This is a genomic window from Salinicola sp. JS01 (assembly GCF_030284585.1).
Lineage (GTDB): Bacteria > Pseudomonadota > Gammaproteobacteria > Pseudomonadales > Halomonadaceae > Salinicola.
This window is the reverse complement of record NZ_CP127244.1, coordinates 30,930-44,539: the sequence shown is the minus strand read 5'-3', so window position 1 is coordinate 44,539 and position 13,610 is coordinate 30,930. Positions and strand designations below refer to the sequence as shown.

Annotated in this window: 17 protein-coding genes and 2 pseudogenes; 1 reads left to right on the top strand and 18 read right to left on the bottom strand. The window is 62.9% G+C overall.

Annotated features, from left to right (window positions below; genetic code table 11):
• Positions 1-34 precede the first annotated feature (34 nt).
• Both QO259_RS00270 and QO259_RS00265 read right to left on the bottom strand, forming a co-directional pair.
• On the bottom strand, positions 35-646 hold the full coding sequence (locus tag QO259_RS00270; RefSeq protein WP_035470404.1) for a single-stranded DNA-binding protein: 612 nt from the start codon (positions 644-646) through the stop codon (positions 35-37).
• Between the two features lie 36 nt (positions 647-682).
• The gene (locus QO259_RS00265; protein WP_285951354.1) at positions 683-2,065 is read right to left on the bottom strand and encodes an MFS transporter; all 1,383 of its coding nucleotides are present in this window, start codon (positions 2,063-2,065) and stop codon (positions 683-685) included.
• A gap of 206 nt (positions 2,066-2,271) precedes the next feature.
• Here QO259_RS00265 and uvrA point away from each other — a divergent pair, with 206 nt between their 5' ends.
• Entirely contained in the window at positions 2,272-5,133 is a 2,862-nt protein-coding gene (gene uvrA, locus QO259_RS00260; protein ID WP_285951353.1) for an excinuclease ABC subunit UvrA, read from the top strand.
• A gap of 277 nt (positions 5,134-5,410) precedes the next feature.
• Here uvrA and rplQ read toward each other — a convergent pair whose 3' ends face one another.
• The 16 genes and pseudogenes from rplQ to rplX all read right to left on the bottom strand — a co-directional run bounded on the left by rplQ (position 5,411) and on the right by rplX (position 13,609).
• Entirely contained in the window at positions 5,411-5,797 is a 387-nt protein-coding gene (rplQ, locus tag QO259_RS00255; protein WP_035470401.1) for a 50S ribosomal protein L17, read from the bottom strand.
• A 63-nt stretch (positions 5,798-5,860) separates the two neighbouring features.
• Positions 5,861-6,859 (bottom strand): DNA-directed RNA polymerase subunit alpha, encoded by a 999-nt coding sequence (locus QO259_RS00250; RefSeq protein WP_035470400.1) that lies wholly within the window; start codon positions 6,857-6,859, stop codon positions 5,861-5,863.
• 79 nt (positions 6,860-6,938) lie between these two features.
• The gene (gene rpsD, locus QO259_RS00245) at positions 6,939-7,559 is read right to left on the bottom strand and encodes a 30S ribosomal protein S4 (protein ID WP_035470399.1); all 621 of its coding nucleotides are present in this window, start codon (positions 7,557-7,559) and stop codon (positions 6,939-6,941) included.
• A gap of 12 nt (positions 7,560-7,571) precedes the next feature.
• Positions 7,572-7,959 (bottom strand): annotated as a pseudogene (gene rpsK / locus QO259_RS00240) (30S ribosomal protein S11).
• A 36-nt stretch (positions 7,960-7,995) separates the two neighbouring features.
• Positions 7,996-8,352 carry a 30S ribosomal protein S13 gene (rpsM, locus tag QO259_RS00235; RefSeq protein WP_035470398.1) on the bottom strand — a complete coding sequence of 119 codons (357 nt, stop codon included), beginning with the start codon at positions 8,350-8,352 and terminating at the stop codon, positions 7,996-7,998.
• A 123-nt stretch (positions 8,353-8,475) separates the two neighbouring features.
• Positions 8,476-8,589 carry a 50S ribosomal protein L36 gene (gene rpmJ, locus QO259_RS00230; protein WP_031384759.1) on the bottom strand — a complete coding sequence of 38 codons (114 nt, stop codon included), beginning with the start codon at positions 8,587-8,589 and terminating at the stop codon, positions 8,476-8,478.
• 30 nt (positions 8,590-8,619) lie between these two features.
• Positions 8,620-9,954, bottom strand: a complete 1,335-nt coding sequence (gene secY / locus QO259_RS00225) for a preprotein translocase subunit SecY (protein ID WP_035470397.1) — start codon at positions 9,952-9,954, stop codon at positions 8,620-8,622.
• Positions 9,955-10,389 carry a 50S ribosomal protein L15 gene (gene rplO, locus QO259_RS00220; protein ID WP_035470396.1) on the bottom strand — a complete coding sequence of 145 codons (435 nt, stop codon included), beginning with the start codon at positions 10,387-10,389 and terminating at the stop codon, positions 9,955-9,957. It lies immediately after the preceding gene.
• A gap of 3 nt (positions 10,390-10,392) precedes the next feature.
• Positions 10,393-10,575, bottom strand: coding sequence for a 50S ribosomal protein L30 (gene rpmD, locus QO259_RS00215; RefSeq protein WP_035470395.1), 183 nt, complete (start codon positions 10,573-10,575; stop codon positions 10,393-10,395).
• Between the two features lie 6 nt (positions 10,576-10,581).
• Entirely contained in the window at positions 10,582-11,082 is a 501-nt protein-coding gene (gene rpsE / locus QO259_RS00210) for a 30S ribosomal protein S5 (protein WP_035470394.1), read from the bottom strand.
• Positions 11,083-11,093: 11 nt separating this feature from the next.
• Positions 11,094-11,444 (bottom strand): 50S ribosomal protein L18, encoded by a 351-nt coding sequence (rplR, locus tag QO259_RS00205; protein WP_035470393.1) that lies wholly within the window; start codon positions 11,442-11,444, stop codon positions 11,094-11,096.
• Positions 11,445-11,453: 9 nt separating this feature from the next.
• Positions 11,454-11,984, bottom strand: coding sequence for a 50S ribosomal protein L6 (gene rplF / locus QO259_RS00200; RefSeq protein ID WP_285951352.1), 531 nt, complete (start codon positions 11,982-11,984; stop codon positions 11,454-11,456).
• Between the two features lie 9 nt (positions 11,985-11,993).
• On the bottom strand, positions 11,994-12,386 hold the full coding sequence (rpsH, locus tag QO259_RS00195; RefSeq protein WP_035470391.1) for a 30S ribosomal protein S8: 393 nt from the start codon (positions 12,384-12,386) through the stop codon (positions 11,994-11,996).
• 32 nt (positions 12,387-12,418) lie between these two features.
• On the bottom strand, positions 12,419-12,724 hold the full coding sequence (rpsN, locus tag QO259_RS00190) for a 30S ribosomal protein S14 (RefSeq protein WP_035470390.1): 306 nt from the start codon (positions 12,722-12,724) through the stop codon (positions 12,419-12,421).
• A gap of 10 nt (positions 12,725-12,734) precedes the next feature.
• Positions 12,735-13,274, bottom strand: coding sequence for a 50S ribosomal protein L5 (gene rplE, locus QO259_RS00185; RefSeq protein ID WP_035470389.1), 540 nt, complete (start codon positions 13,272-13,274; stop codon positions 12,735-12,737).
• An 18-nt stretch (positions 13,275-13,292) separates the two neighbouring features.
• Positions 13,293-13,609, bottom strand: a pseudogene (gene rplX / locus QO259_RS00180) (50S ribosomal protein L24).
• Position 13,610: the final 1 nt, after the last annotated feature.

Below are 13,610 nucleotides of genomic sequence, written 5' to 3'. Positions count from 1 at the left end.
CCGAGGCGGGGTCATTGCGTGCCGCGCGGGCGGATCAGAACGGGATTTCGTCGTCGAAATCGTCGAAGCTGCCCGGGTTCGGCGCGCCGTAGTTAGCGTTCTGCTGGTTGGGCTGCGGCGCCGGCTGGTTCTGCGGCGGACGCTGGGGCTGGTTACCGTAGCCGCCCTGCTGAGCCGGTGCCGGCTGCTGCTGGCCATAGCCGCCGCCCTGCTGGGCCGGCGCAGGCTGCTGCTGACCATAACCACCCTGGGGCTGCTGCGGCGCACCGCCATACTGGTTCTGGTTGTAGTCACCACCACCTTGGCCGCTGCGCGAGTCGAGCATCTGCATATCGTTGCCGACGATCTCGGTGGAGTAGCGGTCCTGGCCATCCTGCCCCTGCCACTTACGGGTCTGCAGGCGTCCTTCGATATAGATCCGCGAGCCCTTCTTGACGTACTGCTGGGCGATCTCCGCCAGCTTGTTGAACAGCACCACACTGTGCCACTCGGTACGCTCCTGACGCTGGCCGCTCTGACGGTCGGTCCAGGTATCGGTGGTCGCGATGCGCAGGTTGCACACCGGATTGCCCGACGGCAGGAAGCGGACTTCCGGATCCTGTCCCAGGTTGCCGATCAGGATGACTTTGTTCACACCTCGGGCCATCGTTGTCTCCTTGCCTTACCTGCGTTTACGACGCCCTCAGGCGTCGGTTCGTTGCCATTGATTGCCGGTGATACGGGCCAGCGCCTCGGCGTCCAGGCGCTGGCGATCGACCTTGAGATAAGCGACACGCTCTTCGGGCACGACCATCACGTCCTCGACCCCGGCGACCGAGGCGAAACGCTCAAGCAGTGTATCGAGCATGCCCATGGATTGCGCGTCCAGCGCTACGATTTCGCTCGACAGGTGGCGCGGCGCGGGCATCCTCCATACCACCGCCAGCCAGATCGCGCCCACCACGGCGGCGCCGAGGAACACGCTGTGGATCCCCAACCCCTGGGATAGCGCGCCGCCCAGGGTGCCGCCCAGGAAGGCGCCGAGGAACTGACTGGTGGAGTAGACCCCCATGGCGGTGCCCTTGGCCCCGGCCGGCGCCAGCTTGCTGATCATCGAGGGCAGAGTTGCCTCGAGCAGATTGAAGACCACGAAGAAGCCCCACAGTAGCGCCAGCAGCGCGACGCGATCGCCCCCCAGCTCGCTGAAGCCGAGCAGGATCAGGGTCATCGCCGCCACCGCGCCGACGAACACCGGCTTCATCTTGCGATACTTCTCGGCCACGATCACCAGCGGCACCATGGCCACGAAGGCCAGCGCCATCACCGGCAGATAGACCCAGCCGTGGTGTGCCGGGGCGAAGCCCAGGGCTTCGAGCTGGAACGGCAGCGCGACGAAACAGGCGGTCAGGATCAGATGCAGAGCGAAGATCGAGAAATCGAGCCGCAGCAGATCGCCCTGCATCAGGGTGGCACGCAGCTGGCGGCGGTCGAGCCCGACATCGCGGTGGGTCATGCGGCGTGGTGCCTTGGGCACCAGCTTCCACAGGATCAGCAGGCCGCAGGCGGAGAGCGCCGCGGTGAACCAGAACACGCCGGCCAGACCGCCGACATCGGCGACCAGCGGCCCCACCACCATGGCCACGCCGAAGGCGACACCGATCGACAGCCCGATGGTGGCCATCGCCGCGGTGCGAATCTCCTCGCGGGTCTGGTCGGCGAGCAGCGCCATGATGGCGCCGGCGACCGCGCCGCTGCCCTGCAGGCAACGCCCGATGATGACGCCATAGATCGAGGTAGCACTGGCCGCCACCACGCTGCCGAGAATGAACAGCAGCAGGCCGCCGGCGATCACCGCCTTGCGCCCGAGCCGGTCGGAGAGCAGGCCGAAGGGGATCTGCAGGATCGCCTGGGTCAGGCCGTAGCCGCCCAGGGCCAGGCCAACGAGAAAGGGGGTGGCGCCATCGAGATGGTCGGCGTAGAGCGCCAGGATCGGCAGGACCATGAACAGCCCCAGCATGCGCGAGGCATAGAGGCTGGCCAGTCCCACGATCGAGCGCCGTTCGGTAACGAGAAAACGAGATGTCATGGCAGTCACGGCTGGTGAACTCGGCAGAAGCGAGGATGAATGAGGGAACCGCCCATTTTACGCCTCGCCCGGGGCGAGTGAAAGCGCCGGGCGGCGCCAGACGTGGCGTCAGCATCGGCTCACCGTCTCCGGGTCGACCGCAGTGACCGGTCGTGGCCGACAGACTGCTATACTGGGCGTTTCCCGCTTCGCTGCACGAGGTAGTCATGGACAGCATTCTGGTCAGGGGTGCGCGTACCCATAACCTGAAGGATATCGATGTCGAACTGCCACGTGACAAACTGATCGTGGTCACCGGCCTGTCCGGGTCGGGCAAGTCGTCACTGGCCTTCGACACCCTCTATGCCGAGGGCCAGCGCCGCTACGTGGAGTCACTCTCCACCTATGCGCGGCAATTCCTGTCGATGATGGAGAAACCCGACGTCGACCATATCGAGGGGCTGTCGCCGGCGATCTCGATCGAGCAGAAGTCGACCTCGCACAACCCGCGCTCCACCGTCGGCACCATTACCGAGATCTACGACTACCTGCGCCTGCTGTTCGCCCGCGCCGGCACCCCGCGCTGCCCTGACCACGGCGAGGAGCTGGAGGCGCAGACGGTCTCGCAGATGGTCGACCAGGTGCTGGCGCTGCCCGAGGGCAGCCGCCTGATGTTGCTGGCGCCGGTGATCAAGGGGCGCAAGGGCGAGCATCAGCAGCTGCTCGGCGAGCTGCGCGCCCAGGGCTTCGTGCGCGCGGTGGTCGACGGCGAGACCGTCGAACTCGACGATCTGCCGACCCTGGACAAGAAGCGCAAGCACGATATCAGCGTGGTGGTCGATCGCATCAAGGTGCGCGCGGATCTGCAGCAGCGCCTGGCGGAGTCTTTCGAAACCGCGCTCAACCTGGCCGACGGTACCGCGATCATCCACTTCATGGATGGTGAGCAGGAGGACCTGGCGTTCTCCTCGCGTTTCGCCTGCCCCATCTGCGGCTACTCGCTGGCCGAGCTCGAGCCGCGGCTGTTCTCGTTCAACAACCCGGCCGGCGCCTGCCCCACCTGCGATGGCCTCGGCGTGCGCCAGTACTTCGATCCGGACAAGCTGATCAGCCATCCGGAGCTGTCGCTGGCCGAAGGGGCGATCAAGGGCTGGGATCGGCGCAGCATCTACTACTTCAGCCAGCTGCAGGCGGTCGCCGAGCACTACCGCTTCACCCTCGACACCCCGTGGGAGGCGCTGGCACGCCACGAGCGCGAGATCGTGCTTCACGGCAGCGGCAAGGACGACATCGCCTTCAGCTACGTCAACGACCGCGGGCGCAAGGTGACCCGTGAACACCCGTTCGAGGGCGTGCTACCCAATCTGGAGCGGCGCTACCGCGAGACCGAGTCGTCGATGGTCCGCGATGACCTGGCCAAGTACTTGGCGGTACGCCCCTGCCCCAGCTGCGACGGCAGCCGCCTCAAGCGCGAGGCGCGTCACGTCTTCGTCGACGATCACAATCTGCCGCAGATCACCCAGCTACCGGTGGGCGAGGCCTGGAACTACTTCCGCGAGCTGACGCTGCCCGGACGCAAGGGCGAGATCGCGACCAAGATCGTCCACGAGATCCACGCCCGCCTGGAGTTTCTGGTCAATGTCGGCCTCGACTACCTGACCCTGGAGCGCAGCGCCGACACTCTCTCCGGGGGCGAGGCCCAGCGTATCCGCTTGGCGAGCCAGATCGGCGCCGGCCTGGTGGGGGTGATGTACATCCTCGACGAGCCTTCGATCGGCCTGCACCAGCGCGACAACGACCGCCTGCTGCGCACCCTCACCCGGCTGCGCGACCTGGGCAATACGGTGATCGTGGTCGAGCACGACGAGGATGCCATCCGCGCCGCCGACCACGTGCTCGATATCGGCCCAGGCGCCGGCGTACATGGCGGCACCATCGTCGCCCAGGGCACGCCCAAGCAGATCGAGGCCGCTTCGCACTCGCTGACCGGGCAGTATCTCTCGGGCAAGCGCCGGATCGAGGTGCCGCCGCATCGGATCCCGGGCAATCCAGAGAAGCAGCTGCGGCTCACCGGGGCCAGTGGCAACAACCTGCACGACGTCGACCTGACGCTGCCGCTGGGGCTGTTCGTCTGCGTCACCGGAGTCTCCGGCTCGGGCAAGTCGACGCTGATCAACTCGACCCTGATGCCGATCGCGGCGCGCGAGCTCAATCGCGCCACCACGCTGTCGCCGGCGCCCTACCGCAGCATCGAGGGGCTCGACCAGCTCGACAAGATCATCGACATCGATCAGAGCCCGATCGGGCGCACGCCGCGCTCCAACCCGGCCACCTACACCGGGATCTTCACCCCCATCCGCGAGCTCTTCTCGGGCACGCAGGAGGCCCGCGCCCGGGGCTACAAGCCGGGGCGCTTCAGCTTCAACGTCAAGGGCGGGCGCTGCGAGGCGTGCCAGGGCGAGGGCATGATCAAGGTGGAGATGCACTTTCTGCCGGACATCTACGTGCCCTGCGACGTGTGCAAGGGCAAGCGCTACAACCGCGAGACGCTGGAGATCCAGTACAAGGGCAAGAACATCCACGAAGTGCTGGAGATGACGATCGAGGAGGCGCTGGAGTTCTTCAGCCCGGTACCCGCGATCGCCCGTCGGCTACAGACGCTGATGGACGTGGGGCTCTCCTACGTGCGCCTGGGGCAGAGCGCCACCACCCTCTCCGGCGGCGAGGCGCAGCGGGTCAAGCTGGCCCGGGAGCTGGCCAAGCGCGACACCGGCCAGACGCTCTATATCCTCGACGAGCCCACCACCGGGCTGCACTTCGAGGATATCCGCCAGTTGCTCGGCGTGCTCCACCGCCTGCGCGACCACGGCAACACCGTGGTGGTGATTGAGCACAACCTGGATGTGATCAAGACCGCCGACTGGCTGATCGACCTCGGCCCCGAGGGCGGCTCCGGCGGCGGGCGGATCATCGCCGAAGGAACGCCGGAGCAGGTCGCGGCCCAGGCCCACTCCCACACCGGGCGCTTCCTGGCGCCGCTGCTGCCCTCACCCAAGGCGGCGAGCAAGGGCAAGGCCAAGCGCGCCTGAGCCCACCGGAGGCGCCTGCGGGCGCCTCCGCCCCCTTCCCGACTATCACTTCCACGGCTGCCCCATGTCACTACGGCTGCGCGTCGGACGATCGGATACCGGAGCGTGAGATCCGCTGCCCTCGGTACCACGCCTGCAGCGCAAGATATCCGGGCAAGCCTACCGCGTCCGACCTCCGAACAAAAAGCGAGGGCAAAAAGAGAGCCCAAAAGAAAGCCGGCTGCCCGATCACTCGGACAGCCGGCTTTGGTGCCGTTCGGCGGAAACGCAGGGCGACTTACTCGTCGCCAGCAGCTTCCTGAACGGCCGGACGATCGACCAGCTCGACGTAGGCCATCGGCGCGTTGTCGCCAGCGCGGAAACCGCACTTGAGCACGCGGACGTAACCGCCCGGGCGAGTGGCGTAACGCGGGCCAAGCTCGTTGAAGAGCTTGCCGACGGCTTCCTTGGAGCGAGTGCGGCTGAACGCCAGACGGCGATTCGCCACGCTGTCCTGCTTGGCCAGGGTGATCAGCGGCTCGATATGACGACGCAGCTCCTTGGCCTTGGGCAGGGTAGTCTTGATCACTTCATGCTCGACCAGCGAGATGCACATGTTCTTGAACATGGCGTGCCGATGCGAGCTGGTCCGATTCAGATGACGACCACTCTTACGATGACGCATGATTGCTATTCCTTACCAAACTGGTGATTCGAGTCGGCACTCCGGCACCGCCGAGGGCGCGCCTCAGGCGGAGGCCTTGTCGTCCTTCAAACTCGCCGGCGGCCAGTTTTCCAGCCGCATGCCGAGGGAAAGACCGCGCGAAGCCAACACGTCCTTGATTTCGTTCAAGGACTTCTTGCCAAGGTTCGGCGTCTTGAGCAGCTCGACTTCCGTGCGCTGAATCAAATCGCCAATGTAGTAAATATTCTCGGCCTTCAAGCAGTTGGCGCTACGAACCGTGAGTTCGAGATCGTCCACGGGGCGCAGCAGGATCGGATCGATCTGATCCTCTTCCTCTTCGACTTCCTGCTCTCGGTCAGCTTCGAGATCGACGAAGGCGGCCAGCTGTTCCTGAAGGATGGTCGCACTACGACGAATCGCTTCTTCGGGGTCCAAGGTGCCGTCAGTTTCGAGATCGATGACCAGCTTATCGAGGTCGGTGCGCTGTTCGACACGCGCCGCTTCGACCGCGTAGGACACGCGACGAACCGGGCTGAAGGTCGCATCCAGCTGCAGACGACCGATGGCACGGGATTCGTCCTCGTCGGAGAGCCGCACGTCGGCGGGCTCGTAACCGCGGCCCCGCACGACTTTCAGCTGCATCTTGAGCTCGCTGCCGTCGTTGAGGTGCGCGATCACATGATCCGGATTGACGATCTCGACGTCGTGGTCGACGGCGATATCGCCTGCGGTCATGATGCCCGGGCCCTGCTTGTTCAGGGTGAGGAGCGCCTCGTCGCGGCCGTGCATCTTGATGGCCACGTCCTTGAGATTCAGAAGAATCTCGATGACGTCTTCCTGAACACCTTCGATGGCGCTGTATTCATGCAGCACGCCGTCGATTTCCGCTTCGACCACGGCACAGCCGGGCATCGAAGAGAGCAGGATGCGACGCAGCGCATTCCCCAGGGTATGGCCGAAACCACGCTCGAAGGGTTCCAGCACGATCTTGGCGTGATTCGCACTGACTTCTTCGACCTTGATGTCGCGGGGACGGAGAAACTCTGTCACTGAACGCTGCATATGAACACCTTCTCAGGCTGCCTAACGAATATCGGTACTCCAGCCGGTTCGGACCGCCGTGGCGGTCCGAACTCAGGCCTCACTTGGAGTACAGCTCGACGATCAGGTTTTCGTTGATGTCGGCAGACAGGTCGCCGCGTTCCGGGACAGCCTTGAAAGTGCCTTCCATCTTCTTCGCGTCGACGTCGATCCAGTTCACGTCGCCACGGTTGGCGGCGATGGACAGCGCCTGCTGGATACGGGCCTGGTTCTTGGCCTTCTCACGCACAGACACGACGTCGCCAGGACGCACCTGATAGGAAGCCACGTTGACGGTACGGCCGTTGACCGAGATCGCCTTGTGGCTCACCAGCTGACGCGATTCACTGCGCGTGGAGCCGAAGCCCATGCGGTAAACCACGTTGTCCAGCCGGGATTCCAGCAGCTGCAACAACACTTCACCAGTCGCCCCTTTCTGGCGCGCGGCTTCTTTGTAGTAGTTGCGGAACTGGTTTTCGAGCACGCCGTAGATACGACGCACTTTCTGCTTCTCACGAAGCTGCAAGCCGTAGTCGGAAAGACGCTGACGGCGCTGGCCGTGCACACCCGGGATCTGCTCGGATTTGCACTTCTTCTCGAAGGGGGTGACACCGCTCTTGAGGAAGAGGTCGGTACCCTCACGACGAGACAGTTTGCACTTGGGTCCTAGATAACGAGCCATGAGTCGTTCTCCTTAAACGCGGCGTTTCTTCGGCGGACGGCACCCGTTATGCGGGATGGGCGTCGCGTCAGTAATGCTCTGCACACGGAAGCCGGCGGCATTGAGTGCACGCACGGCAGACTCACGGCCCGGGCCGGGGCCCTTGACCAGCACGTCGACGTTTTTCACACCATACTCGGCTGCAGCGGTCGCTGCACGTTCACTCGCTACTTGAGCTGCGGAACGGGGTGCTCTTGCGAGAACCACGAAAACCCGAACCACCGGCAGTCGCCCAAGAAAGCGCGTTGCCCTGGCGGTCTGTGATCGTCACGATCGTATTGTTAAAAGAGGCGTGGATGTGCGCGACGGCGTCCACGACCTGCTTTTTAACCTTTTTACGGTTACTACGCGGGTTAGCCATGTTGATGTTTCCTGATAGTTAACGTCGAAACGTTAATTATTTACGAATCGGTTTACGCGGTCCCTTACGGGTACGCGCATTGGTCTTGGTACGCTGACCACGCAGCGGAAGACCACGACGATGGCGCAGACCACGATAGCAACCCAGATCCATGAGACGCTTGATGTTCAGCGTCACGTCACGGCGAAGGTCGCCTTCTACGGTGTACTTACCGACTTCGGTACGCAGGATGTCGAGCTCTTCGCCAGACAGTTCCTGAATCTTGGTCGTCGGTGCAATACCGGCCGCGGCACAGATCGCCTGTGCGCGAGTGCGGCCAATCCCGAAGATGTAGGTCAGCGAGATCGCCGCATGCTTGTTGTCCGGGATATTGACGCCTGCAATACGGGCCATCAGCTTACTCCGAATGTTGAGCGGCTTGCTCGTTTAGTCGTCCACAAAGGGCGCAATAGCATACCCCTTTGCCTCTCTCGAGGCAAGGGGCATGCCATGGCCCGCTTTCGTGCAGCTAGGGAATCAACCCTGACGCTGCTTGTGACGCGGTTCCGTGCAGATGACACGGACCGCGCCGTTGCGCCGAATGATCTTGCAGTTACGGCACATTTTCTTTACAGAAGCTCGAACTTTCATCGTTCTCTCCAAATGCTCTCTCGCGGAGGCTCAGCGCATCACGCCGCCGCTACCGTAGCCCTTCAGGTTCGATTTCTTCATCACCGACTCGTACTGGTGCGACATCAGGTGCGATTGAACCTGGGCCATGAAGTCCATGATCACCACGACCACGATCAGCAACGACGTGCCGCCGAAGTAGAACGGCACCTGCCAGGCCACCACCAGGAACTGCGGCATCAGCGAGACCAGAGTGATGTAGAGCGCCCCGAACAGGGTCAGCCGAGTCATCACCTTGTCGACGTAGCGCGCAGTCTGCTCACCCGGACGGATCCCCGGCAGGAAGGCGCCCGACTTCTTGAGGTTGTCGGCGACATCCTTGGGGTTGAACACCAACGCCGTATAGAAGAAGCAGAAGAACAGCACTGCCGCCGCAAACAGGATGATGTACAGAGGCGCGCCCGGGGAGAGCTGCTGCGATGCCACCTGCAGCCACTCGAAACCGTCGCTCTGACCCAGCCACTGACCGATGGAGCCCGGGAACAGCAGGATACTGGACGCGAAGATCGGCGGAATCACACCCGCCATGTTGACCTTCAGCGGCAGATAGCTGCTCTGACCGGCATACATCTTGTTGCCGACCTGACGCCGCGGATAGTTCACCGTGATGCGGCGCTGGCCGCGTTCGATGAACACCACGAACGCTACGGTCGCAATGGCCAGCAGCGACAGCGCGAGCAGCGGCAGCACGTTCCAGGCGCCATCGTTGCGCGCCAGCTCGAACGACTGACCGATCGCACTGGGCAGCCCAGCCACGATCCCGGCGAAGATGATCAGCGAGATACCGTTGCCGATCCCCTTTTCGGTGATCTGCTCGCCCAGCCACATCAGGAACACGGCCCCAGCCACGAAAGTGACGACGGCGGTGAAGTAGAAACTGATGCCGCCGGTGTAGGCGACGCCCTGACTGACCAGACCAACTGACATGCCGCTCGCCTGGATCAAGGCCAGTAGCACCGTGCCGTAGCGGGTGTACTGGTTGATCTTCCGGCGCCCGGCCTCGCCTTCCTTCTTCAGCGCTTCGAGCTGAGGCGATACCGCGGTCAGAAGCTGCATGATGATCGACGCGGAGATGTACGGCATGATCCCCAGCGCGAAGATACTCATGCGCTGCAGCGCACCACCCGAGAACATGTTGAACATGCCGAGGATGGTGCCCTGGTTCTCCCGAAACAGGGCAGCCAGCTGGTCAGGATCGATGCCGGGTACGGGAATGTGGGCACCGATGCGGTACACCACGATCGCGATGAAGACGAAACGCAGGCGCGCCCACAGCTCGCTGAGGCCACTACCCATGTTCGCCGGCACGTTTCCTGACTTAGCCATTTAGTCCTCTACCTTGCCACCGGCCGCTTCGATCGCAGCGCGTGCACCTTTGGTGACCTTGAGGCCACGCACGGTAATCGCCTTGTTCAGCTCGCCGGAGAGGATGACCTTGGCGTACTCGGTTGCGTTCTTGAGCACGTTGGCCTTCTTCAGGCTGGCGAGATCGGCGACGTCGCCTTCGACCTTGGCCAGTTCGCCGAGGCGAACTTCTTCGGACACCAGCGACTTGGCCGAGGTGAAGCCGAACTTCGGCAGACGGCGCTGCAGCGGCATCTGGCCGCCTTCGAAACCGGGCTTGACCGAGCCGCCGGAACGCGACTTCAGACCTTTGTGGCCACGGCCACCGGTCTTGCCCAGACCGGAGCCGATGCCGCGCCCGACGCGCTTCTCAGCGTGCTTGGAACCCGGAGCCGGGCTTAAGCTGTTGAGTTTCATGGATTACTCTCCCTCGATTCGAACAAGGTAACGAACCTTGTTGATCATGCCGCGAACGGCGGGGGTGTCTTCCAGCTCGACCGAGTGCCCGATGCGACGCAGGCCGAGGCCCGTCATGGTCGCTTTGTGCTTCTTCAGGACACCGATAGTGCTGCGGGTCTGAGTGATTTTGATCGTCTCTGCCATGGTCGCTTACCCCGCCAGTTCTTCGACAGACAGGCCACGCTTGGCGGCGATGTCTTCCGGAGACTGCATGGATGCGAGCCCCTTGATGGTGGCACGCACGACGTTCACCGGATTGGTGGAGCCGTAGCACTTGGCCAGGACGTCATGGACACCGGCCAGCTCGAGGACGGAGCGCATGGCGCCGCCGGCGATGATGCCGGTACCTTCGGAAGCCGGCTGCATGAAGACCTTGGACGCACCGTGACGGGCGCGAACCGGGTACTGCAGCGTGCTGCCGCTGAGGCTGACCTTGACCATGTTGCGACGTGCCTGGTCCATGGCTTTCTGGATCGCGACCGGCACTTCACGCGCCTTGCCACGACCGAAACCGACCCGGCCGTTGCCATCGCCAACGACGGTCAGCGCGGTGAAGCCGAAGATACGACCACCTTTGACCACCTTGGCGACGCGGTTGACCTGCACCAACTTCTCTTGCAGATCACCGCCCTTCTGTTCGTTATTCGCCATCGTAAAACCCTTTAGAATTGCAGACCGCCTTCGCGTGCGGCATCCGCCAACGCCTTGACACGCCCGTGGTATTTGAAACCAGCGCGGTCGAAGGCAACCTGAGAGATGCCGGCATCCTTGGCGCGCTCAGCGATGAGAGCACCCACTTTGGCAGCCGCATCGGCGTTACCGGTCGTACCTTCGCGCAGGCTCTTGTCGAGCGTGGACGCGCTGGCCAGCACTTTGCCGCCGTCCGGCGAGATAATCTGCGCATAGATGTGACGCGGGGTGCGGTTGACGCACAGACGGTTCACACCCAGATCGCGGATCTTGGCGCGCGCGCGGCGGGCACGACGGAGACGAGATTCTTTCTTCGCGTTCATAACCCTGCCTTACTTCTTCTTGGCTTCTTTGCGGCGGACTTGTTCGTCGCTGTACCGAACCCCTTTGCCCTTGTAGGGCTCCGGCGGACGGAAGGCGCGAATTTCCGCAGCCACCTGGCCGAGCTTCTGCTTGTCCGCGCTTTTCAGCACGATGATGGTGTTCTTCGGCGTTTCGGCCGTGACACCTTCAGGCAGCGTGTAGTCGATCGGGTGGGAGAAACCGAGTGTCAGATTCAGCGTCTTGCCACTTGCCTGGGCACGATAGCCGACGCCATTGATTTCCAGCGACCGAGTGAAACCCTCGGAGGCGCCGGTGACCATGTTCTGGACCAGGGCACGAGTCGTGCCGACCATGGCCCAGCTCTTGGCCTGCTCACTGGGAGCAAAGGTCAGTTGACCGTCTTCCTGAGCGACTTTCACGTCGGGATGGACGGTCAGTTCTAGCGTGCCCTGGCCGCCCTTGACGGACAGCTGGTCGCCGTCGAACTTGACCTCGACGCCGCTGGGCAGTTTAACCGGATACTTGGCTACGCGAGACATTTCTCACTCCTAGAATACGGTGCAGATGACTTCACCACCGACACCCGCCTGGCGTGCGGCGCGATCGGTCATGACACCCTGAGAGGTGGTGACGATCGCGATGCCCAGACCGTCTGCGACCTTGGGCATGGCGCTCTTGCCCTTGTAGATCCGCAGCGACGGCTTGGATACACGCTGGAGGTGCTCGATGACCGGCTTGCCCTCGAAGTACTTGAGGGTCACGGTCAGCTCGGGCTTGGCGCCCTCGGAGACCGCGAAGTCGGTAATGTAGCCTTCCTGCTTGAGTACGCGGGCCACTTCCGTCTTGAGCTTGGAAGACGGCATGGTGACCGTCTCCTTGGTGGCCATCTGCGCATTGCGGATACGGGTACACATATCCGCCAGAGTATCTTGCATGCTCATTTACATTGCGCTCCTGAATTCCTCGACGTGGCTTACCAGCTGGACTTCTTCAGTCCAGGGACATCGCCACGCATGGCCGCTTCGCGCAGCTTGTTACGGGCCAGACCGAACTTGTTGTAGTAACCGTGCGGACGACCGGTAATGCGGCAGCGGTTGCGGGCACGGACCTTGCTGGAGTCGCGCGGCAGCTGCTGCAGCTTCAGCTGAGCGTCGAAGCGCTCTTCGTCAGAAGCGTTGACGTCGTAGATCACGCTCTTGAGCGCGGCACGCTTGGCGGCGTATTTGTCGACCAGCTTCGCGCGCTTGAGCTCACGCTCAATCATGCTTTTCTTTGCCATGAATCCACCCTTATTGCTTGAACGGGAAGTTCAGCGCGCTGAGCAGCGCACGACCTTCTTCGTCGGTGTTGGCGCTGGTCGTGATGGTTACGTCCAGACCACGGATCCGGTCGATCTTATCATATTCGATCTCCGGGAAGATGATCTGCTCACGGACGCCCATCGAGTAGTTGCCGCGGCCGTCGAAGGACTTCGGGTTGAGACCACGGAAGTCACGCACGCGGGGGATCGCGATGTTGACCAGGCGATCCAGGAAGTCCCACATCCGCTCGCGGCGCAGGGTCACCTTGACGCCGATCGGCCAACCTTCGCGGACCTTGAAGCCAGCGATGGACTTGCGCGCTTTGGTCACCATCGGCTTCTGACCGGAGAGCTTCTCCAGGTCGCCGATGGCGTTTTCGATCAGCTTTTTATCGCTGGTCGCTTCGCCGATGCCCATGTTCAGGGTCACTTTGGTGATCCGGGGCACCTGCATCACGTTGGCATAGCTGAACTGCTCCTGCAGTTTAGCCATGACCTCGCTTTGATAACGTTCTTTCAAGTTCGCCATTTTGCTACCCGACTCGCGTTAGGCGTCGATCTGCTTCTGCGTCGACTTGTAGATACGTACCTTGGTACCGTCTTCCTGCACCTGGAAGCCGACGCGATCCGCCTTGCCGGTCTCCGCGTTGAAGATGGCCACGTTGGACGCATGGATCGGAGCCTCACGCTCGACGATACCCCCGGGTTGCCAGCCATCGGATTGGGCTTGGTGTGGCGCTTGATCATGTTGACGCCCGAGACGACATAACGGTCGTTCTCGAGGACGCGCTTGATCGTGCCACGCTTGCCCTTGTCCTTGCCGGCGATGACGATGACTTCGTCGTCACGTTTGATCTTGTGCATA